1 protein-coding gene is annotated in these 253 nt (G+C 47.0%); it reads right to left on the bottom strand.

What is annotated here, in order from left to right; all coding sequences use genetic code 11:
• Positions 1 to 253, bottom strand: a 253-nt coding sequence (locus GJQ66_RS13325; RefSeq protein ID WP_155049687.1) for a serine hydrolase, incomplete at both ends; no start/stop codon positions are given.

Here is a 253-nt window from a genome sequence, read left to right as displayed (position 1 = left end):
GACTCATTAGGGCCAGTGTCGAAGCGGTGATTTTTGTCACGGAAGCCAAGTCATACAAGTCGGTAAGTTTGACTGTGGCCGCGCCTTCATAGGTATGTTTCCCATAAGCTTTGCGGAAAAATACTTTACCGTCTTTGGCTAGCTGAACAACGCAGCCGGGCGTAGCTTTTTGTGTGATAGCCAGATTGGCAATCGAGTCAATTTTGCACGTGATCTCTTTGGAATTCAGCCCGATTTCTTCCGGAATGGTATA

It is taken from the genome of Microbacterium sp. ZXX196 (genome assembly GCF_009709595.1).
Lineage (GTDB): Bacteria > Actinomycetota > Actinomycetes > Actinomycetales > Microbacteriaceae > Microbacterium > Microbacterium excoecariae.
The sequence above is the reverse complement of the archived record's forward strand: the minus strand, read 5'-3'. Positions and strand labels throughout refer to the sequence as shown.